Below are 20,861 nucleotides of genomic sequence, written 5' to 3'. Positions count from 1 at the left end.
TTGCCGTCACGCAACTGACTATCAGGGGCCAGCGCAGCGAGGCAATCCAGATTTCCTCCGCGGCGGCGGACTGGATTGCTTCGCTGCGCTCGCAATGACGGAGCAAAGGGTGAGGCCATCGCTCTCCAACTCACATCTCAAACAGCAGATACGTCTCAAACAGCAGATACGCCTTCGCCTTCTCGCGGCGCAATCCGCCCGAGTTTTGCTTCCGCTTCTCGCCCTTCAAACAAGGGGCGCAGGGAAGGCCGGGTGCTGACCTCGCACCCACGGTCCGCTGTGCGCGGGTAGCGCAAAAAGAATTGCACAGCGGCATACAGGTGAAGCCGAACACACGACCTTCCCTGCGCAGTGGTTGGACGGCTTATGCCGTGCTCTCCCGGGAGCCGAGTTCCTTCTGGCCTCCCTTCGCCCGACGGAATTCGCCGACACCGCGCCGGTTGACGCCAATGCCGCCTCCGCAAGACTTGACCGTAGCGACGACGGTCAGGACCACACGGTTTTGCCGTACGCAAGCAATCCTGCTTCGGCCCAAGAGTGCCTGGCAGGACAAAGCGCCGTTCGTTCACGCGGCTTGCAAGCAGCTCACGGGGCTCGGCTCAATCCACTGCCCCACCCTGCCACCCACATCCGCGACGGCACCGCTCAGCGTCCACCGCAGCCCGATCCGCGGCTCGTGACGACGTACGACCGCCCCTTTTCGCCGGATCAGGATGGGCGACACATACGACAAATTCAAATTTCGGTAAAGTAGAATATTTTGGTGCGCAGCGATTGACCCAGCGATAGGGTATTTTGCCCGTCGGGCAGCGCAAGCGCTGGTAGCAAAGCCTACCCCGTCGGCGTGCCCTGCTTCCACTGGCCGCCGGCGATCCGGGCGGCGGCGATCACTGCCTGGGTCCGGCTCTCGACCCCGAGCTTTTGCAGGATGGCCGAGACATGCGCCTTGATGGTCGCCTCGGAGACGCCGAGCTCGTAGGCGATCTGCTTGTTGAGCAATCCCTCCGACAGCATCATCAGGACCCGCACCTGCTGCGGCGTCAGCGTCACCAGGCGGTCGCGCAGGCGCGTCATGTCGGGGTCGGCGGCGGCCGTCAGGTCGGTATCGGCGGGAACCCAGACGTCGCCTTCCATGACCTTGCGGATGGCATCGCGCAGCGTCTCGACGCCGAATCGCTTCGGGATGAAGCCGGAGGCGCCGAAATCGAGCGAACGCCGGATCGTGGCGCTGTCGTCGGAGGCCGAGACGATCACCACCGGGATCGCCGGATATTGCGCGCGCAGATAGATCAGGCCGGAGAAGCCGGAGATGCCTGGCATCGAGAGGTCGAGCAGGACCAGGTCGACGTCGGAGGTCTGCTCCAGAAGCTTGGTCAGATCCTCGAACGACCCGGCCTCGTCGATCTTCGCCGTGCTCAGGACACTGGCCACCGCCTGCCGCAGCGCATCGCGGAACAGCGGATGGTCATCGGCAATGACGAGATGGGTGGAGGGAGCGCTCATCGATCTCTTGCTGTCGTTCACAACCGGGCCAGTAGTCCGGACCGGCGCAATGGTCAATTCTTCCCCGGCCGGCCGTGGCATGCAAGGGCACATTATTCCTTTGCGGAAAAGGGGTTAATCCGCAGCCGTGCGCCGCGCCGCGGCACTTTACTTCCACACCGTCAGTTGCGCGTCAGTGCGCAAGGCCAAAAGTCGTATTGGGGCGGGTTTCACACCGATGTTACCTTGGAGGCAAGACCCAGGTTGATCCGGCATGCCCGGACAGCCGGGACGCGAGGAAACGAAATTCGGGGAGCGCATTCACGATGTCCACACTGGCTGCAACGTCGGCACGGTCGACCGGCATGACGAAGGATGAGAGGTTCGTCATCCTCGCATCGTCGCTCGGCACCGTCTTCGAATGGTACGACTTCTATCTCTATGGATCGCTGGCCAGCATCATCGGCACGCAGTTCTTCACCATCGCCGGCGCCGACGGCAAGCCGATGTTCGACCAGGCCACGCGCGACATCTTCGCGCTGCTGGCCTTTGCGGCAGGCTTCCTGGTCCGTCCGTTCGGCGCGATCGTGTTCGGCCGCGTCGGCGACATCGTCGGCCGCAAATACACCTTCCTCGTCACCATCCTGATCATGGGTCTGTCGACCTTCATCGTCGGCCTGCTGCCGGGTGCCGCCCAGATCGGCATCGCGGCCCCGATCATTCTGATCGGTCTGCGCCTGCTGCAGGGTCTCGCGCTCGGTGGTGAATATGGCGGTGCAGCGACCTACGTCGCCGAGCATGCGCCGCAGGGCAAGCGCGGCTACTACACCTCGTTCATCCAGACCACCGCGACGCTCGGCCTGTTCCTGTCGCTGCTGGTGATCCTGTTCACCCGCTCCGCGACCGGCGAGGCTGCCTTTGCCGGCGCACCCGGCTCCTATTGGGGCGGCTGGCGCATTCCGTTCCTGGTATCGGTCGCGTTGCTCGGCATCTCGGTCTGGATCCGTCTGCGCCTGAACGAATCACCGGTGTTCCAGCGCATGAAGGACGAGGGCAAGGGCTCCAAGGCGCCGCTGACCGAAGCCTTCGCCACCTGGAGCAACGCCAAGATCGTGATCCTGGCACTGTTCGGCCTGACCATGGGCCAGGCGGTGATCTGGTACACGGGCCAGTTCTACGCGCTGTTCTTCCTGCAATCGATCCTGAAGGTCGACGGCTATACCGCCAACCTCCTGATCGCCTGGTCGCTGCTGCTCGGCACCGGCTTCTTCCTGGTGTTCGGCGCGCTGTCCGACCGGATCGGCCGCAAGCCGATCATCCTGGCGGGCTGCCTGATCGGCGCACTGACCCTGTTCCCGATCTTCAAGATGATCTCGACCAACGCCAATCCGGCGCTGGAAAAGGCCTATGAGACGGTCAAGGTGCAGGTGGTGGCGGATCCCGCAGGCTGCGGCGATCTGTTCAACCCGGTTGGCACCCGCGTCTTCACGGCGCCTTGCGACACGGCCCGCGCCTTCCTTGCCCTCTCGTCGGTCAAGTACACGACCGTTCCGGGACCGGCGGGCGCGGTGAAGATCCTCGTCAACGACAAGGAAGTGCCCTACACGGACGCCAAGACGTCGAACCCCGCGATCACCGCGGCGACGCAGGCTGCGGGTTACCCGAAGCCGGGTGACGCGGGCATCGTCAAGATGTCGAATCCGTTCGACATCTTCCGCCCGCAGGTGTCGGCCCTTATCGGACTGCTGTTCATCCTCGTGATCTACGTCACGATGGTGTATGGCCCGATCGCGGCAATGCTGGTCGAACTGTTCCCGACCCGCATCCGCTACACCTCGATGTCGCTGCCCTATCACATCGGCAACGGCTGGTTTGGCGGCCTCTTGCCGGCGACCGCCTTCGCGATCACCGCGTCGACCGGCGATATCTACTCCGGTCTGTGGTACCCGGTCGGCTTCGCGTTGATCACGGCCGTGGTCGGCTTCTTCTTCGTCCCCGAGACGAAGGATGTCGACATCACCAAGATATAGTCGGATCGCACGACGCTGACGAAACAGCCGGCCGCGGAGCGATCCGCGGCCGGTTTTCTTTTAAGCACTTACTGATTGCCGCCGATGAATTGCAGCACGATTTCGCGGCGATGCGGGCGCGCGCGGTGCTCGACCAGATAGATCGCCTGCCAGGTGCCGAGCGCGAGCTTGCCGTTGAGGACGGGGATCTGAAGCGACGTCTGCGTCAGCATGGTCTTGACGTGCGCAGGCATGTCGTCGGGTCCTTCGGTATCATGAGTCCAGGGCACGTTTTCAGGCGCGAGCCGCGAGAGCGCGGTGGTGAGATCAACGAGCACCGAGGGATCGGCGTTTTCCTGGATCGTCAGCGAGGCTGAGGTGTGACGGATGAACAGCGTCAGCGCGCCGTCGTGGGCGCGCGCCTCAGTGACGAATTTCGCGACCTCGCTGGTGAGATCGGTGAAGCCGCGACCCGGCGTCTGCACGGCGAGCAATGACGATACGATCGTGCTGGCTTGCACTGACGATGGCGCCGAGCGCGTGACGGATTTGGCTGATGACATGACAGATCTCTCAACTCGAAAGCTGCGGTAGGGTGGGCAAAGCGAAGCGTGCCCACCAATCCGCACAACGTTTCAAGATGGTGGGCACGGCGCTTTGCGCCTTTGCCCACCCTATGGCACCGCATCGTGCGTCAAATCTTCCCCGACACGTCCTTCTGCACGCGATTGGCCATATCGATCAGCCGGCGCCACGCCTTTTCCAGGAACGACATCGCGCGGTCGAGGTCCTGGTCGCTCGGCAGCGGGATCTCAAGCTTGCGGTCGCCCTCGGCGACCTTCGGCTCGCCCTTCTTCAGGGAATCGGATTTCGGCAAGGCCTCGTCGATCTTGCCGGAGACGGTCGGACCGGCGGCGAGGCGCCCCTTCAGCGTCTCGACCTCGGCCTGGAGCCGGCCGATCTCGGCATCGAGCGCGGAGCGCTCGTCGGGCACGGCGTAACAGGCCCAGCCGGCGCCATTCCTGCTGCAGGTCGAGACCGTGCCGGTGCGGGTGTCGAGCCGCAGCACGCCCTCGGGGATCGGCGTCATGCTGTAGCGGCCGTTTTCGCCGTCCGGTGCGGATTGCGCGGCAACCAGGCCGCCGCTGGCCGTCGCCACCGCAACGATCGCCAAGGCACACCATGATGTTGTGGATGACTTCGCCGGTCTCATCGCGCTCTCCGCCACGCCGCGCAGGTGGCACATCCTCGAATTCTACACCCGGGCGGGCGACGGCGCACCGCCTGCCCGCTCGAATCCGCTGCCGAAAACCGCATCCGCGAAATCAACGATGGCGGCGCCCCCTTTGATCCCGACAGCCGCGACGAAATGTCAGTCATATCGGTGGATCGCGCGGAGAGCTGCTGCGGTGCGGCGTCACGCTGTGCGCAGCGCTGACGTGCAGGGAAATATCGCCAGATAAATCAAATAGATAAGTGAAGACGACGCGATCGTGACTTGGCTTGACTTGATTATGAGCGGTCAGTATGGTCCGCGCGGCTTTTGAGGGTGGCGGGCGTAATTTCCATTCAACCGCAGCGTTTCTGGTCTTCGTGGCATGGCTCAAGACACGGGACACGACGGGAATGGAGATCGCGATAGATCGCCCGAGGAAGCTGCGCTTTCCGAACGGCTCGGAAGTCTTGATAAGCGGTTGTCCGAACTTCGCGACCGCCACGTCAAGACCGAGCAACCCGCAGGTGACGGTGGAGACGGAGCGGCCAGAGCCTCGGCGATGGCGCTTGGTTTCCGGTTATCCTCCGAGTTGATCGCCGGGGTCATCGTCGGAGCGGGGATTGGCTGGGGTTTCGACCGCTTGCTGTCGACGTCGCCTTTCGGATTTATCGTGTTCACGCTGCTGGGCTTCGTGGCCGGCGTGGTGAATGTGGTGAGAACGGCGGGCGCGGGTCAGAACAGGCGCGGTGGTTCTTGAAGCCGATCCGAGCAGGAGAGGAATTTTCGCGCCGGCTTCGCCGGTGCGGGCCGGCCCGGCCGGCAGACCGAGACACGCCGGCTAGCCCGGCAGACCAAGAGATGCCGCGCCGATGAAAATCGATCCGATCCACCAGTTCAACATCGAGCCTCTCTTCACGATCGGCCATATCGGCAATCAAACGATCGCCTTCACCAATTCATCGCTCTACATGCTGGTGGCAGTGGCGATCATCTCGCTCCTGATGCTTGCCAGCGGCACGCAGCTGGTTCCCGGGCGCCTCCAGTCGGTCGCCGAAATCTCCTACGAGTTCGTCGCCTCGACCATCCGTTCGACCGCCGGCTCGGAAGGCATGAAGTTCTTCCCGCTGATCTTCTCGCTGTTCATGTTCATCTGCGTCTCGAACCTGATCGGCATCATTCCCTACACCTTCACGATCTCGAGCCATCTGATCGTGACGGCAGCGCTTGCGCTCCTGGTCTTCTTCACGGTCCTGATCTACGGCGTCGCCAAGAACGGCCTGAAATTCTTCTCGATCTTCGTGCCTCACGGTGTCCCCGGCTACATCCTGCCGCTGGTGATGTTCATCGAGATCCTGTCGTTCTTCCTGCGGCCGGTCTCCCACAGCGTCCGTCTGTTCGCCAACATGCTGGCCGGCCACATCGCGCTGAAGGTGTTCGCGGGCTTCGTTGCCATGCTCGGCTTCTCGCTCGGCGCGCTGGGCTGGTTCGGCGGCGTGCTGCCGCTGGCGCTCACGGTCGCACTGTATGCTCTCGAGATCCTGGTCGCGTTCCTGCAAGCCTATGTGTTTGCGATCCTGACCTGCATCTACCTCAACGACGCCATTCATCCGGGACACTAAGCGGTCCGGGGAATTTCCACCCAAAACCCAATCTTTCCTCCAAGGAGTCAAAAATGGATCCGGCAGCAGCAAAACTTATCGGCGCGGGCATCGCATGCATCGGCATGGGCGGCGCAGGCGTCGGCGTGGGCGTGATCTTCGGCAACTACCTCGCCGCAGCCGTTCGCAACCCGTCGGCTGCTCAGGGCCAGTTCGGCAACCTGATCTTCGGCTTCGCCGTGACCGAAGCGCTCGGCATTTTCTCGCTGCTGATCGCACTGCTGCTGCTGTTCGTTCCGCTCTGAGGACGAATTTTCGCGCCGCTTCAACCGAAGCGGCGCGCATGACAGCAACAGGAGAACTCCATGGCTGAGAGTCATGGCGGGGCGAAAAGTCCGGCGGCGGGCGCCCACACCGAGACCGAAGGCGGTCACGGTGGCGGTTTTCCGCCGTTCGAGAGCAGCACCTATGCTTCGCAGCTGGTGTCGCTCGCGATCTTCTTCGTCGTGCTTTACGTGGTCGTGTCCAAGCTCGCTCTGCCGAAGGTCGGCGGTGCGATCGAAGCGCGTCAGAACAAGATCGAGGGTGACCTCACCGAGGCGCAGAAGCTGAAGGATCAGTCCGAGGCGGCGCTGAAGGCCTATGAAGGCGAGCTCGCTTCGGCGCGTTCGCGGGCGCAGGCGATCGGCAACGAGTCCCGCGACAAGGCGAATGCGCAGGCGGACGCCGAGCGCAAGGCCCTGGAAGAGCAGCTGGCGACCAAGCTCGCCGAGGCGGAGAAGACCATCGCCTCGACCCGCGCGACCGCCATGACCAACGTCCGCGGCATCGCGGCCGATGCGGCAGGCACCATCGTGCAGCAGCTCACCGGCGTCGTTCCGGATGCGGCGTCGATCAGCGCCGCCGTTGATGCGTCCTTGAAGGGTTAGTCGATATGTTCTTCGATCCTGAAACCTGGGTCGCCGTCGCTTTCGTGATCCTGATGATCGTGTTCGGCTATCTCGGGGTCTTCCAGAAGGCGATGGCTGCGCTCGACCATCGCGCCGATCGCATCAAGGCCGAGCTCGACGACGCGACGCGCCTCAAGCAGGAAGCAGCCAAGGTGCTCGCCGACTACAAGGCGCGCACCGCCTCGGCCGAACGCGAGGCCGCCGACATCATCGCCAACGCGAAGTCCGAGGCCGAGCGCATCGCAACCGAGGCCAAGGCAAAGGTGGAAGACTTCGTCGCCCGCCGTACCAAGACCGCGGAGAGCAAGATCGCGCTCGCCGAGGCCCAGGCGGTGGCCGATGTTCGCGCCGCAGCCGCGGAGGCCGCGGTGCAAGCCGCTTCCACGATCCTGTCGCAGTCGGTCAAGGGCAAGGTCGCCGACGATCTGCTCGCCAAGGGCATCACCGAGGTTCGCCAGAAGCTGAACTGAGGGCAAGGGCCTCACAAATTAGAAAGCCGGCGCTGAGCGCCGGCTTTTTTGTTGGGCAAGGTTGTATCCACGAATGAGCTGTCATCGCCCGATTTAGTCGGGCGATCCAGCACTCCGAGACGGTTGTGATCGATCGATAGGCCGCAGTGTACTGGATGCCCCGCCTTCGCGGGGCATGACGGCTGAAACTGTCTCGCGACTTACTTCTTCTTCCCGCGCGCTCTCGGCTCGGGTGCGAGCGCCTGCGGGTCGAAGCCGACATAGAAGATGTAGGAATCGGCGACTGCGGCTGAAGGCACCGGATAGGACAGGTCCTCGGCGACGAAGGTGAAGGGCACGCTGCCGCCCTCCGACATCTCGACCGTGGTCCGGTAGGCCTTCGAGGCGATCACCTTCTCGCCGACGCCGCCCTGCACCACGGCGACGCGGAGCGGCACCTCGACGCTATTCGGCGCGCCCGCGGGGCCGGCGATGACGCGGCCCTGGATGCCGATACGCGCGGTGATCTCACTTCCGTTGCGGACGCATTCGCGCGCCATCTTGGTGATCGAGGCCTGGAAGCGCACATCGTTGCCGACGGCCGGCTTGCCTGTCGCCCCGACCCCGTAGGTGGACGCTCCCGCGCGCACCGTGATCTGCGGGCAATCGATGTCGTCATCGGCCGCCGGCTGGCCCGGCGCGGGCGCCGGCTTGGGCTGAGCGGGCTCGTCGGATTTGCCGCCGAACAGGCTTTTGAAACGGTCGGTCAGCGACTGCGCCGCGACCGGCGACACGGACGCGAATGACACCGACAGCGCCAGCGCGATCACCGGACCCCGCCGCAGCGCATTCCGCAATGATCGAAGCTCTTTCATGAACGGCAGTACTCCATAACAATGTTCCGGCAACAACATCCCGGCCGATCGGCCGGCCAGCGGGTTATATCGTCAAAATCGGCGATCCCAAGGCGAGAAGACAAGGCGAGAAAACACGGCAGGAAAAAAGGTGATCCCGGCGCGCGAGCAAGCGCGGCTCAGCGGCGGAAATCCTCGTGCAGCAGGCCGAACAGGAGATGGTCCTGCCAGACCCCGTTGATGCAGAGATACCGGCGTGCCAGTCCCTCGCGCGAGAAGCCGCACTTCTCCAGCACCCGGATCGACGGCGCATTGGTGGGGATGCAGGCGGCCTCGACCCGGTGCAGATTAAGCTCGCCAAACAGGGTCGGCAGCAGCACCCGCAGCGCCGCGGTCATGTAGCCGCGATGGGTGTGGGGCTGGCCGACCCAGTAGCCGATGGTGCCGGCCTGAACGATGCCGCGCCGGACATTGGCGAGCGTGATGCCGCCGACCATGGCGCCGTCGAGCTCGCGGAAGATCAGAAAGGGATAGGAGCGGTCCGCGGCGATATCCTCGGAATAGCGGCGCAGGCGGCGGCGGAAGCCGGACCGGGTCAGGTCGTCCGACGGCCAGATCGGCTCCCACGGCGTCAAATAATCACGGCTGGTCTCGCGCAGATGCGCCCACTGCAGGAAATCCGACATCTGCGGCGCCCGCAGCAACAGCCCGTTGCCGCGGGGGGCGAGAGCAGCAGGTCCACTGGATGGCAGGCGAAAGAGGGCCATGGTGATGCTTCCCGGGGCGCGGGGCGCTGGTTGTGCGGCTCCTAGTGCAGCCGCGCCTTGGCGCGCGCCTTTGTCAATCCTTCCGCAAAAGACACCGCCGTGTCCAGACCCCTGCCGCTGCCCAATGCCACCACCGCAGGGCGGCTGCGCGAAAGCAGTGCACGCGCCGCATCGCGGGTCGATTCGACACTGACGGCATCGATCCGGGCCACCAGCTCCTGCACCGTCTGCGGCCGGCCATAGGCCAGCACGTGCCGGGCGAGCTGCTCGGCGCGCGACGAGCAGCTCTCCAGCGCCATTAGAAGGCCCGCCTTCATCTGCGCCTTGGCGCGGGCGATCTCGGCCTCGGTCAGGGTCTCGACCGAATCATTCATGATGTCGACCACGACCTCCATCATCTCCGGCGCGTCGGCGGGATCGGTGCCGGTGTAGAGGCCGAAGAAACCGGTGTCGGTATAGGGCGCGTGGAACGAGTAGATTGAGTAGCAGAGGCCGCGTTTTTCGCGCACCTCCTGGAACAGCCGCGACGACATTCCGCCGCCGAGGATGTTGGTGAAGACCTGGAGCGAGAACAGCGACAAATCCGTCTGCGGCACGCCTTCCAGCGCCAGCGTCAGATGCGCCTGCTCGAGCTCGCGATGCACGACCTTGGCGCCGCCCTTGCCGAACTGAGCTGCCTGCGGCTTCGGCCCCGGCGCCGCGTCAAAGCTCGCAAAGCGCCTCTCGGCCTCGGCGACGACCTGGTTGTGATCGACGGCGCCGGCGGCCGCCACCACCATGTCGGGCCCGCGGTAATGCGTCGAGAGATAGTCGCGCAGCGAGTCGCGGTTGAAGGCGCGCAGGGTCTTGGCGGTGCCGAGCAGCGAGCGGCCCATCGGCTGGTCGGGATAGCAGAGCTCGTTGAGATGCTCGAACACGACGTCGTCGGGCGTGTCCTGGGCCGCGCCGATCTCCTGCACGATGACGTTCTTCTCGCGCTCGAGCTCTTCGGGCTCGAAGGCGGGGTTGGCCAGAATGTCGGCAAGCACGTCGAGCGCGAGCGGCACGTCGGCCTTCATCACCCGGGCATAATAGGACGTGGTCTCGGTCGAGGTGCCGGCATTGAGGTCGCCGCCGACCGCCTCGATCTCCTCGACGATCTCACGCGAGGAGCGCCCCGTCGTACCCTTGAACGCCATGTGCTCGAGCAGATGCGAGATGCCGTGCTCGTTCGGCTTCTCGTCGCGGCCGCCAACGCCGGCCCAGACGCCGAGCGCGGCGGTCTCGAGATGGGGCATGTTGTCGGTGACGACGGTCAGGCCGGAGGCAAGCTTGGAGATCTCGACGCTCATCCGGCAACTCCCTGTTTTGCGGCACGGCTGACCGACAGCACGAACCGCTCGACCTCGGCCTGATCGTTCTTCATGACCTTCATATGTTCGGATCTGGTCATGAGACCGTCGAGCCAGGCCGGCAGTTGCGGCCGCTGGCCGCAGGCCGCATCCACGGCATCAGGGAATTTGGCCGGATGCGCGGTCGAGAGCACGATGTTAGGCACGGTCGTGTCGGTGGTGTCGCGATCGGCGACCGCGAGCGCCACGGCCGTATGGGGATCGACGAGCTCGCCGGCCTCGCGCCAGGCGGCGCGGATCGCAGCCGCGGTTTCGGTCTCGTCGGCGCGGCCGGCGTCGAATTCTTCGCGGATCGCGGCGAGCGTGGCGTCGGGCAGAACGAAGCGGCCCGATTGCTTCAGCGAATCCATCAGCCGGCGCACGCCGGCCGCATCGCGCTTGCCGGCTTCGAACAGCAGCCGCTCGAAATTCGACGAGATCTGGATGTCCATCGACGGCGAGGCGGTGGCGTGCACCTCGCGCACCTCGTAGATGCCGGTCTTGAGCGTGCGGGCGAGGATGTCATTGACGTTGGCGGCGATGCGGAGGGTTCGCACGGGAAGACCCATGCGCTTGGCGACGTAGCCTGCAAAAATATCGCCGAAATTGCCGGTCGGCACCATGAAATCCACCGCGCGCGCCGGTGCGCCGGCGGCGACTGCGGAGGTGAAATAATAGACCACCTGCGCGACGATGCGGGCCCAGTTGATGGAATTGACGCCGGACAGCGAGGTCGCGTCGCGGAAGCGGTGGTTGTTGAACATCCCCTTCACGAGCGCCTGGCAGTCGTCGAAATTGCCCTCGATGGCAAGCGCCTGGACATTGGCGGCACCCGTCGTCGTCATCATGCGCTGCTGCACCTCGGAGATGCGCTTGTGCGGGAACAGCACGATGAGATCGACATTCTCCAGACCCGCGAAGGCCTCGACCGCGGCGCCGCCGGTGTCGCCGGAGGTCGCGACCACGATGGTGGTGCGCTGGCCGCGCTTGGCCAGCACATGGTCCATCAGCCGCGAGATCAGCTGCATCGCCACGTCCTTGAAGGCGAGCGTCGGACCGTGGAACAGCTCCAGCACGAATTGATGCGGCGACATCTGGCGCAGCGGCACCACGGCCGGATGACGGAAGGTGGCATAGGCCTCGTTCGCCATGCGGCCGAGCTCGGCGTCGGAAATCTCACCGCCGACGAAGGGACGGATGACGTCGACCGCGACCTCCCAGTAGGGGCGGCCGAAGAAGCCGGCGATGGTCTCGACCGAGAGCTGCGGCCAGGTCGCCGGCACATACAGGCCGCCGTCGCGGGCAAGCCCCGTCAGCATCACGTCGCAGAAGCCAAGCTCAGGGGCCTCGCCCCGGGTCGAGATATAACGAGTCAAACTGCCCTCCAAAGGCCGGCCCGACCTGAATCCGGGGCCTTAAGCCTTTGATTTCACGATGTTCCTAGTTCACAGCCAGAGGCTTTGCGGCACCATAGAATGTTTTGCAGGGTCGCACCATGCCCAACGGAAAAGGGCTGCGGCGATGCCGCAGCCCTCTCTTGGAAGGTCTGTCGTTGATGTGTGCAGACCCGGTTTTCCGCGTTGGGACGCCTGCCCCGAAAATCGTTCGTTCGAGCTATCGTCACCTGTCACGTAATCGTCAAGGAGAAAAACGGCGCGCAACGCCGAATGTTCCAGTTTTTCCCGATATGCCGCGGCGAACCGACGATCAGACTGCCTGACGTCCGGGCTCTGTTGCCGCTTTTTCCCGAATCGATGCGCCGGATCAGGAACGAACGCCTCGCCGGTCCATTGTGTCGGCGGATGGTATCAGCCGTCGTCCACGCATTGCCCGGACGCGCGGCGGCGCCGATCCGCCGGCCGAGCCGGCTGCATCCTGGAGCAGCCGGTTCGGCCCCTGACGGTGTCAGTTCATCCCGATTTCCACCGCGATCCGGATCAGGTCCGAGTGGTTCTTGGCCCCTAGCTTCTGCTTAAGCAGGGACGTGGTGTTGGCGACGGTCTTGTAGGAGATGCCGAGCGCCTCGGCGACCTCGACGATCTTGTTGCCGCGCCCGAGCAGGCGGAGAATCTCGAGCTCCCGCGGCGTCATCTGCGAGGCCGGATTGGCCTTGATCGCGGCACCGGAGAACGTCACGGCCTCCGCCAGCTGTGGCGAGATGAAGTTGTCGCCTGCGACCACCTTGCGCACGGCCTTGAGCAGGATCCGGGGATCGTCACCCTTGGAGACATAGCCCTGCGCCCCCAGCTCCACCGCGCGCACCACGAAGGCCGGATCATCGTTCATGCTGAACATGATGATCTTGGCGTCAGGATCGTCCTTGCGGATCCGGCGCATCAGCTCGAAGCCCGAGACGTCAGGCAGGCTGATATCGATCACGGTCACGTCGGGCCGCTTGCTGACATAGGCGCGATGGCCTGATTTCGCGTCGGTCGCCTCGTCGATTCGGATCGAATGGTCGGAGGCGAAAAGGGTGCGGCAACCGGACAGCACCACGGGATGGTCGTCGACAATCAGGACCTTGGTCGCCGGCTTGGCGGTATCTTGCATCGCGCGCTCTCTTGTTTTCTGGACTCATAGACCGGCGGGAACAAATGGAAAGAGAAAATCCCGCCAATGCGCGTTAGAATTGACCTAATGTGGCACCGACTTTCGTTCAGGACCCAGCTGTTTCTGCCTCTCGGCATGAGCTTTGTTGCCGCGCTGGCGATGGGCGGCGTGCTGCTCCAGACCTTCGCGGCCGGCCAATTGGCGGACGAGAATGAGCCTGGTCGACGCTCGACCCAGGCCGTCGCTGTCGCGCTCAACAGCACCCTGAGCGTGTCAGACAATCCGCGGAAGATGCTCGACGCATTTGTCAGTTCTTTGGGCACCGCCTCTGATATCCAATTCCGACCGGTGGAAGCGGGTGCCTCGCCTCCCGTGCGGAACGGCCTGCAGGATGTGCATGGCGTTCCGCAATGGTTTGTGGACCTGATTGCCATCCCCGACATAGACGCGGCGTCCCCCGTCATCATCGACGGCAGGCACATCGGCGATATTGTGTTCATGCCCGACCTGTCGGCCGACCTGTTTGAGAAATGGATCGGCTTTCTGGCACTGACGAGTCTCGTCGCAGTGCTGATGGTGCTGACCGGAACGATCGCCCATCTTTTTGCAGGATCCGCGCTACGGCCCCTGCAAAATCTCGGCGCAGGTCTGACCCGTATCCGGAGCGGCGATTATGCTACGCCGATTCCGGTCTCAGGCCCGCCGGAAATCCGGCAGAGCTGCGAGGAAGCCAATGCGCTTGCCGCAACGCTCGCGCAATTGAGCCAGGACAATCGCGACCTGTTGCACCGCTTGGTGTCGCTCCAGGACAACGAGCGGCGCGATCTCGCTCGCGAGCTGCATGACGAGCTCGGCCCGCTGCTGTTCAGCATCCGTGCCGGCACGATCGCGCTGAGCGAGGCCTCGCTGCAGACAGGAAATCCCGGCAACTCCGTGCAGGAGGTGATGCGATCGGTCGAGGCACTGCAGCAAACCAACCGCCGCATCCTCGACCGGCTGCGGCCGCTCTACATCGAGGAATTGGGGCTCGAGGCCAGCGTGCAGACGCTACTCCGGAATTTTCGCAGGCAGGCGCCGCATATCGGCCTCACCGCAACGATCGATCCTGATCTCAACGGGATCGACGGGCCGCTGGCCCAAACCGTCTACCGCGTGATCCAGGAGACCTTGACCAACGTGCTGCGCCACGCCGGAGCACGCAACGCCCATGTGGAGACGGCGATTGCCGGCGATATGCTCGCGGTCGAGGTCTCCGACGATGGTAGCGGCTTTCCCGCCGACAATGTCTTCGGCCGCGGCCTGACCGGCATGCATGAACGCGTGCGCGCGCTCAGCGGATCGCTGTCACTGCTGCGCGCGGACGATCGAACCTATGTGCGCTGCCGCCTTCCGCTCGGCGAAATCCGCGACCCGGTCTCAGGCTAGCACGCGCCGCAATCGTGCGAGCCCTGCGGCGCCGGCTTGCACAGCATGCTGTGGATCTTGCCTTCCGCGCTGAAGCGGAACGTAGCGCGGATATGCAGCGCGCCCGCGACGGAATATTCCAGATCGATGCCGTTGTGCGCGGGATGGATCTCCTCCAGGCCGAAGCCCGCCGAGGAGAAGGCACTGAGTTTTGGTCCCCAATAGGTTTCGAGCTCGCGCCGGCCGCGATAGAGATGCGTGCCGTTGCACGCGCATTCCACCTCGCCATCGTCGGCATAGAGGTCGAGCAGCGTCGCGAGGTCGCCCCTGCGGCAGGCATCCACCCAATCGACAACAAGTCCCATCTGATCGAAATCGCGCACGCCAGCAATCCTGTTTGCCGCGGAAAAAATCAGAAACGGCTTAAGATCACCCTCGTGAATATGCGCTGAATAATAAAGCCCGGACGATTCCGGGTTCCCACCGGGAACCTACGGGTTTGCGCCGCTCTGCCGTCGTCCCCTCACCCAGACGCCGAATGCAATCAGCACGGCGCCTGCAAGCGCGAACCAGGTGATGGCGTATTGCAGATGGTCGTCTTTCAAATTCACGTCCAGCGGCCCGGGACGTGGAATGTTGTTCTCGGGCGCCGGCTGTTCGAGATCGACGTAGAACGGCGCGGTCGTGCCCCAGCCGAGCGCGCTTGCGATCGCCGGATGATCGCGCACGAACCATAGCCGCTTGTCCCGGTTTGCGGCCGGCGTGAGCCAGCCTGGCTCTTCCGGGAAGCGCAGATAGCCGGTGAGCGCGACCGGCGCACCGGTCACGAGGTTCTTCACGGCGCGATCCTCGACGCTGCGCTCCTGCATCGTGTTCTCGACGAAGCCCGCATCGATCACGACGATCTCGCCGCCCGGCAGCCGCGCCGGCAGGAAGGCCCATGTGCCGGGGCCGGAGGCATCCTTGCGCACGGCGGAGCCCGACGAATAGACCATCGCATCCGGCGCGGCGGCATAAGTCGCCGTGAAGCTGACGCGGTGAAATTCGTCGCGCGCGGGCGTCAGCGCCGCCCATTGCGCCGGCGGCGGCAGCGCGATCGGCGTCGCCGCGAGACGCTCGGTGAGTGCGGCGATCAGCTCGTGCTTGGCGGTGCGGCGCTGCAATTGCCAGACACCGAGCGCGACGAAAGCCGCGGTCAGGAGAAGCGTGAACAGCGTGAAGCCGGCCACGCGGGGCGTGCGCGCAGGCTCGCTCATTTCGCGCGGTCGACCAGCCGGCCAGGTGCTGCCTTGTGGTGGAATTGCAGCGCGATCAGCAGCGATTTCATCGAGCGCAGTGGCAGAAGCGTGGTTGCGAGGATCAGCGGCAGCCACAGCACTGCATGCAGCCAGTACGGCGGCTGGTACTTGACCTCGACGACGAGCGCGCAGCCGACCACGATCGCGCCGGCCAGCATGATGATGAAGATGGCCGGGCCGTCGCCGGCGTCGATGAAGGCGTAGTCGAGGCCACAGCGGTTACAGGATGGCGCGAGCGTGAGGAAGCCCGCATAGAGCTTGCCCACACCGCAACGCGGGCATTTGCACGCGAGCCCGCGCAGTGCGCTTTGCAGGACGGCGGGCTGGGGCTCGGGAGTTCCGGCAGGTTCGTTCATGACGCGCAAGTCTATCACAGTTTCAGTTGGGCCTCGGCCGCCGGAAAACAAAAGGGCGGCCCTGCCGGCCGCCCTTTCCAGATCGATTGGCTACGGCTCAGTGCGCGCCGTGGGCCATGGTCTCGGCGCCGTGTCCCCAGACATAGATGCACAGGAACAGGAACAGCCACACCACGTCGACGAAGTGCCAGTACCAGGCAGCGAACTCGAAGCCGAGATGCTGCGTCGGCGAGAAGTGACCGGCATAGGCGCGGAACAGGCAGACCAGCAGGAAGATGGTGCCGACCAGCACATGGAAACCGTGGAAGCCGGTCGCCATGAAGAAGGTCGCGCCGTAGACGTTGCCGCCGAACGAGAACGCCGCGTGGCTGTACTCATAGGCCTGCACGCAGGTGAAGGTCGCGCCCAGGAGGACGGTGAGGATCAGGCCATACTTCAGGCCCTGGCGATCGTTCTCGAGCAGCGCATGATGCGCCCAGGTGACCGTGGTGCCGGAGGTGAGCAGGATCAGCGTGTTCAGCAGCGGCAGATGCCAGGGATCGAAGGTCTCGATGCCGTGCGGCGGCCAGGTGCCCGGCACCGAGCAGGCGCCGGCCGCAGTGCCGAGGCCGCAGCCGAACACGGCGTCACGGGTGGCGTGGACGGCATCGGCGGGAAACAGCGCTGCGTTGAAATAAGCCCAGAACCAGGCAACGAAGAACATCACCTCGGAGGCGATGAACAGGATCATGCCGTAGCGATGGCTGATCTGCACGACCCTGGTATGGTCGCCCTTGTACTGGGCTTCCTTGATCACATCGCCCCACCAGCTCGCCATGGTGTAGAGCACGCCGACGGTGCCGACACCGAAGATGATCGGCGCGGCCGAGACCATGTGGTGCATCCAGGTGATCGCGCCGACCGCCATGATGAAGGCCGAGACGGAGCCGACCGCCGGCCACGGAGAAGGATCGACCAGGTGGTAGTCGTGATGCTTGCCTTGCGCGGTAGCCATTGCGGTCTGTCTCCTCAATCCCGTGCCTGTCCGGCACCTATCCCCTTAGTCCAACCCCTGAGCGTCAACCCGGCGGCTGGAGATTTCCCTTGCGTTTGTTGTCATCGCCGGATGCGAGCGGCTTCACCACCGGATCCTTCACCGGATAGAACGTGTAGGATAGCGTGATGGTGCCGAGCCCGTCATTGTCGTGGTCGTCGACGATCGACGGATCGACGTAGAACACCACGGGCATCTCGCGCTTCTCGCCGGGCGCCATGGTCTGCTCGGTGAAGCAGAAGCAGTTGATCTTCTGGAAATAGGATCCGACCGTGAGCGGCGCGACGTTGTAGGCGGCTTGCCCTGCGGTGGTCCGCGCGGCCTGGTTGGTCACGGTGTAATAGATCGTGGTGACCTGGCCGATATTGACCTCGACCTCGGTCTGCTCCGGCTCGAACTTCCAGGGCAGGCCCGGCGCGACGTTGGAATCGAAACGCACCACGATCTTGCGTGCGATCGGGCCGGTGGCAGGCGCCGAGGTCGCGACCTGGGTCGTGCCGTTGAAGCCGGTGGCGCGGCAGAACCAGTTGTAGAACGGCACCGCCGCATAGGACGCGCCGACCATCAGCGCGACCACGCCGCCGCAGATCGAGGCGACCAGGGCGTCGCGCCCCAAACCACGGCGCACCGCCTTTGGGGTCACGTCCTGCGATATGGCCGGCTCTCGATCCATCTCTCTCACATTGGCCGCACTAGAACCGCCGGTCCCTTGACCATGGTGACGGCGAAAAACAGGATGACGAGCACACCGAGCGCGAGCGCGATCGCGATCGAGCGCTGACGACGGCTCTTCTTCTGCGCCTCGGTGAGGACGATTCCATCTGGCTCTGGTTTGTCAGCCATTCCTGCCTCATGCGCCCCCAACCATCGGAGCAAGCGCCCGGTACACGACCTCGGCCAGCAAGGTCGCGAACAGCGCGAACAGATACAGGATCGAGAAGGCAAACAGCTTTCGCGTCGCGCGCAACGACTGGCTGCGCTCACGACGGAGATAGACGTTGATGGCGAGCACCAGCATGCCGGCGCCGAGCACCAGCGAGGTCACGCCGTAGATGGCGTCGAAATAGCCGAGCGCCCAGGGCGCGGCAGCCACTGCGATCAGCACGATGGTGTAGAGCAGGATCTGGAGACGGGTCGCATCGGGGCCGGCGACATTGGGCAGCATTGGAATGCCGGCGCGCGCGTAATCGTCGGAGCGGAACAGCGCCAGCGCCCAGAAGTGCGGCGGCGTCCAGAAGAAGATGATGGCGAACAGCAGCAGCGGCTCGACGTCGACCGTGCCTGTTACCGCGGCCCAGGCCACCACCGGCGGCAGCGCACCGGCGGCGCCGCCGATCACGATGTTCTGCGCGGTCCGGCGCTTCAGGCCCATCGTGTAGATCACGACGTAGAAGAAGATGGTGAAGGCAAGCAGCGCGCCCGCGATCCAGTTGACGAGGATGCCGAGCGTCATCACCGAGAAGAAGGCGAGCGTCATGCCGAACGCCATCGCCTCGGGCCGGGTGATGCGGCCGCGCGGGATCGGGCGGTTCGCCGTGCGCGACATCTTGGCGTCGATGTCGCCCTCGAGCGCCATGTTGAGCGCGCCGGAAGCGCCGGCGCCGACCGCGATGCAGAGCAGCGAGGTGATCGCGAGCACCCAGTGGAAGTGTCCCGGCGCCATCGCCATCCCGACCAGCGCGGTGAAGATCACGAGCGACATCACCCGCGGCTTCAGCAGCGCGAGGTAATCGCCAACCTCCGCCTCGGAGATGCGGGGATTGATGTCGATGGCGTTCTGGTCGAGGACGGACACTAATTTCACTCGCTTCGTGATAGAGCCGCGGCGCCCGTCTCGGGCGCCGCGGGAGCTGGCTTACTGCACGCGGGGCAGCACTTCGAACTGATGGAAGGGCGGCGGCGAGGGCAGCGTCCACTCCAGCGTGGTGGCGCCCGCACCCCAGGGATTGTCGCCCGCCGGGACCTTTTTCATGAAGGCGTCGAACACGCAATAGAGGAAGATCAGCACGCCGAATCCGGAGATGTAGGAGCCGATCGACGAGATCAGGTTCCAGCCCGCGAACGCATCCGGATAATCGACATAGCGGCGCGGCATGCCCGACAGGCCGAGGAAGTGCTGCGGGAAGAACACCAGATTGACGCCGACGAAGGTGAACCAGAAGTGCGCCTTGGCCAGCGTCTCGTTGTACATGTAGCCCGACATCTTCGGGAACCAGTAGTACCAGCCGGCGAAGATCGCGAACACCGCGCCGAGCGACAGCACGTAGTGGAAGTGCGCGACGACGTAGTAGGTCTCCTGGAGCACGCGATCGACACCGGCATTCGCCAGCACGACGCCGGTGACGCCGCCGACCGTGAACAGGAAGATGAAGCCCACCGCCCAGATCATCGGGGCGCGGAAATCGATCGAGCCGCCCCACATCGTGGCGATCCAGGAGAATATCTTCACGCCGGTCGGAACCGCGATCACCATCGTGGCGGCGACGAAATAGGCCTGCGTCGCACTGGACATGCCGACCGTGTACATGTGGTGCGCCCACACCACGAAGCCGATGCCGCCGATCGCGACCATGGCGTAGGCCATGCCGAGATAGCCGAACACCGGCTTGCGCGAGAAGGTCGAGACGATCTGGCTGATCATGCCGAAGCCGGGCAGGATCAGGATGTACACCTCGGGGTGACCGAAGAACCAGAACAGATGCTGGAACAGCACGGGGTCGCCGCCGCCGTCGGGCGCGAAGAACGTCGTGCCGAAATTGCGGTCGGTGAGCAGCATGGTGATCGCACCGGCGAGAACCGGCAGCGACAACAGCAGCAGGAACACCGTCACCAGGATCGACCACACGAACAGCGGCATCTTGTGCAGGGTCATGCCCGGCGCGCGCATGTTGAAGATCGTGGTGATGAAGTTGATGGCGCCGAGGATCGACGAGGCACCCGCCAGATGCAGCGACAGGATCGCGAAGTCGACGGCCGGGCCCGGGTGACCGGTGCTCGACAGCGGCACATACATGGTCCAGCCGGCGCCGACGCCGTTCGCGCCGGGCTCGCCCTCGACGAAGGTCGACATCAGCAGCAGACCGAAGGAGGCCGGCAGCAGCCAGAACGAGATGTTGTTCATGCGCGGGAACGCCATATCAGGCGCACCGATCATCAGCGGCACGAACCAGTTGCCGAAACCGCCGATCATCGCGGGCATGACCATGAAGAAGATCATGATCAGGCCGTGCGAGGTCACGAACACGTTATAGGTGTGCGTCTCGTGGAATATCTGCACGCCCGGAAACATCAACTCGGCACGGATCGCGATCGACATCGCGGCACCGATGACGCCGGCGATGACCGCGAAGATCAGGTACATCGTGCCGATGTCCTTGTGGTTGGTCGAATAGACGTAGCGCCGCCATCCGGTGGGATGGGCGTGCTCGTGGTCATGCGCGTGATCGCCGTGTGCCGCTGCGCTGGTTGCCATTTTCAAATCCTGCCTTGCGTCCCATTCGGACCTTGGGAGGTCCCGCCCTTTAT

Annotated in this window: 23 protein-coding genes; 7 read left to right on the top strand and 16 right to left on the bottom strand. The window is 64.4% G+C overall.

Annotated elements, in window-relative coordinates:
• Positions 1-831: 831 nt before the first annotated feature.
• Entirely contained in the window at positions 832-1,503 is a 672-nt protein-coding gene (locus ABIC09_RS21710; protein WP_148754384.1) for a response regulator, read from the bottom strand.
• 344 nt (positions 1,504-1,847) lie between these two features.
• On the opposite strand from ABIC09_RS21710, the gene ABIC09_RS21705 reads away from it, so the two are divergent.
• Complete coding sequence (locus ABIC09_RS21705; RefSeq protein WP_187435231.1) at positions 1,848-3,512, top strand: MFS transporter; 1,665 nt, start codon at positions 1,848-1,850, stop codon at positions 3,510-3,512.
• Between the two features lie 68 nt (positions 3,513-3,580).
• On the opposite strand, the gene ABIC09_RS21700 is transcribed toward ABIC09_RS21705, so the two are convergent.
• On the bottom strand, positions 3,581-4,054 hold the full coding sequence (locus ABIC09_RS21700) for a secondary thiamine-phosphate synthase enzyme YjbQ (RefSeq protein ID WP_354110491.1): 474 nt from the start codon (positions 4,052-4,054) through the stop codon (positions 3,581-3,583).
• 131 nt (positions 4,055-4,185) lie between these two features.
• Positions 4,186-4,704 (bottom strand): hypothetical protein, encoded by a 519-nt coding sequence (locus tag ABIC09_RS21695; protein WP_354110490.1) that lies wholly within the window; start codon positions 4,702-4,704, stop codon positions 4,186-4,188.
• A gap of 385 nt (positions 4,705-5,089) precedes the next feature.
• Between ABIC09_RS21695 and ABIC09_RS21690 the strand changes: the two genes are divergently transcribed.
• The 5 genes from ABIC09_RS21690 to ABIC09_RS21670 all read left to right on the top strand — a co-directional run bounded on the left by ABIC09_RS21690 (position 5,090) and on the right by ABIC09_RS21670 (position 7,725).
• Complete coding sequence (locus tag ABIC09_RS21690; protein WP_148754388.1) at positions 5,090-5,464, top strand: AtpZ/AtpI family protein; 375 nt, start codon at positions 5,090-5,092, stop codon at positions 5,462-5,464.
• 112 nt (positions 5,465-5,576) lie between these two features.
• A complete protein-coding gene (locus ABIC09_RS21685; protein WP_148754389.1) occupies positions 5,577-6,326 on the top strand; it encodes a F0F1 ATP synthase subunit A in 750 nt (249 codons plus the stop codon).
• A 53-nt stretch (positions 6,327-6,379) separates the two neighbouring features.
• A complete protein-coding gene (locus tag ABIC09_RS21680; protein ID WP_007599451.1) occupies positions 6,380-6,610 on the top strand; it encodes a F0F1 ATP synthase subunit C in 231 nt (76 codons plus the stop codon).
• 60 nt (positions 6,611-6,670) lie between these two features.
• Positions 6,671-7,234: a F0F1 ATP synthase subunit B family protein gene (locus tag ABIC09_RS21675; RefSeq protein WP_354110489.1), complete on the top strand. Its 564-nt coding sequence runs from the start codon at positions 6,671-6,673 to the stop codon at positions 7,232-7,234.
• 5 nt (positions 7,235-7,239) lie between these two features.
• On the top strand, positions 7,240-7,725 hold the full coding sequence (locus tag ABIC09_RS21670) for a F0F1 ATP synthase subunit B family protein (RefSeq protein WP_148754391.1): 486 nt from the start codon (positions 7,240-7,242) through the stop codon (positions 7,723-7,725).
• A 200-nt stretch (positions 7,726-7,925) separates the two neighbouring features.
• Here the strand turns inward: ABIC09_RS21670 and ABIC09_RS21665 are convergent, their stop codons facing one another.
• From ABIC09_RS21665 to ABIC09_RS21645, 5 genes are all read right to left on the bottom strand, one after another.
• On the bottom strand, positions 7,926-8,579 hold the full coding sequence (locus ABIC09_RS21665) for a hypothetical protein (protein WP_148754392.1): 654 nt from the start codon (positions 8,577-8,579) through the stop codon (positions 7,926-7,928).
• 158 nt (positions 8,580-8,737) lie between these two features.
• Positions 8,738-9,325: a GNAT family N-acetyltransferase gene (locus tag ABIC09_RS21660; protein ID WP_148754393.1), complete on the bottom strand. Its 588-nt coding sequence runs from the start codon at positions 9,323-9,325 to the stop codon at positions 8,738-8,740.
• Between the two features lie 41 nt (positions 9,326-9,366).
• The gene (locus tag ABIC09_RS21655) at positions 9,367-10,656 is read right to left on the bottom strand and encodes a M16 family metallopeptidase (RefSeq protein WP_354110488.1); all 1,290 of its coding nucleotides are present in this window, start codon (positions 10,654-10,656) and stop codon (positions 9,367-9,369) included.
• Positions 10,653-12,071: a threonine synthase gene (gene thrC / locus ABIC09_RS21650; protein ID WP_354110487.1), complete on the bottom strand. Its 1,419-nt coding sequence runs from the start codon at positions 12,069-12,071 to the stop codon at positions 10,653-10,655. Before thrC ends, ABIC09_RS21655 begins: the two co-directional genes overlap by 4 nt.
• A 529-nt stretch (positions 12,072-12,600) precedes the next feature.
• The gene (locus tag ABIC09_RS21645; RefSeq protein ID WP_148754398.1) at positions 12,601-13,245 is read right to left on the bottom strand and encodes a response regulator transcription factor; all 645 of its coding nucleotides are present in this window, start codon (positions 13,243-13,245) and stop codon (positions 12,601-12,603) included.
• An 87-nt stretch (positions 13,246-13,332) separates the two neighbouring features.
• On the opposite strand from ABIC09_RS21645, the gene ABIC09_RS21640 reads away from it, so the two are divergent.
• Positions 13,333-14,670: a histidine kinase gene (locus ABIC09_RS21640; RefSeq protein ID WP_148754399.1), complete on the top strand. Its 1,338-nt coding sequence runs from the start codon at positions 13,333-13,335 to the stop codon at positions 14,668-14,670.
• On the opposite strand, the gene ABIC09_RS21635 is transcribed toward ABIC09_RS21640, so the two are convergent.
• The 8 genes from ABIC09_RS21635 to ctaD all read right to left on the bottom strand — a co-directional run bounded on the left by ABIC09_RS21635 (position 14,667) and on the right by ctaD (position 20,808).
• Entirely contained in the window at positions 14,667-15,032 is a 366-nt protein-coding gene (locus ABIC09_RS21635) for a nuclear transport factor 2 family protein (RefSeq protein WP_148754400.1), read from the bottom strand. The two genes, ABIC09_RS21640 and ABIC09_RS21635, sit on opposite strands and share 4 nt — an antisense overlap.
• Positions 15,033-15,140: 108 nt before the next feature.
• Complete coding sequence (locus ABIC09_RS21630; RefSeq protein ID WP_354110486.1) at positions 15,141-15,905, bottom strand: SURF1 family protein; 765 nt, start codon at positions 15,903-15,905, stop codon at positions 15,141-15,143.
• The gene (locus ABIC09_RS21625) at positions 15,902-16,303 is read right to left on the bottom strand and encodes a DUF983 domain-containing protein (RefSeq protein ID WP_354031572.1); all 402 of its coding nucleotides are present in this window, start codon (positions 16,301-16,303) and stop codon (positions 15,902-15,904) included. Before ABIC09_RS21625 ends, ABIC09_RS21630 begins: the two co-directional genes overlap by 4 nt.
• 97 nt (positions 16,304-16,400) lie before the next feature.
• Entirely contained in the window at positions 16,401-17,297 is an 897-nt protein-coding gene (locus tag ABIC09_RS21620) for a cytochrome c oxidase subunit 3 (RefSeq protein WP_148754403.1), read from the bottom strand.
• 64 nt (positions 17,298-17,361) lie between these two features.
• On the bottom strand, positions 17,362-18,009 hold the full coding sequence (locus ABIC09_RS21615; RefSeq protein WP_148754404.1) for a cytochrome c oxidase assembly protein: 648 nt from the start codon (positions 18,007-18,009) through the stop codon (positions 17,362-17,364).
• A gap of 5 nt (positions 18,010-18,014) precedes the next feature.
• Positions 18,015-18,179: a cytochrome c oxidase system small membrane protein gene (locus ABIC09_RS21610; RefSeq protein WP_148754405.1), complete on the bottom strand. Its 165-nt coding sequence runs from the start codon at positions 18,177-18,179 to the stop codon at positions 18,015-18,017.
• 7 nt (positions 18,180-18,186) lie between these two features.
• A complete protein-coding gene (locus ABIC09_RS21605; RefSeq protein ID WP_148754406.1) occupies positions 18,187-19,131 on the bottom strand; it encodes a heme o synthase in 945 nt (314 codons plus the stop codon).
• Between the two features lie 60 nt (positions 19,132-19,191).
• Positions 19,192-20,808 carry a cytochrome c oxidase subunit I gene (ctaD, locus tag ABIC09_RS21600; protein WP_148754407.1) on the bottom strand — a complete coding sequence of 539 codons (1,617 nt, stop codon included), beginning with the start codon at positions 20,806-20,808 and terminating at the stop codon, positions 19,192-19,194.
• Positions 20,809-20,861 lie beyond the last annotated feature (53 nt).

The sequence above is a fragment of the Bradyrhizobium sp. S3.12.5 genome (assembly GCF_040548225.1).
GTDB lineage: Bacteria > Pseudomonadota > Alphaproteobacteria > Rhizobiales > Xanthobacteraceae > Bradyrhizobium > Bradyrhizobium cytisi.
This window is presented reverse-complemented; position numbering and strand designations above follow the sequence as displayed.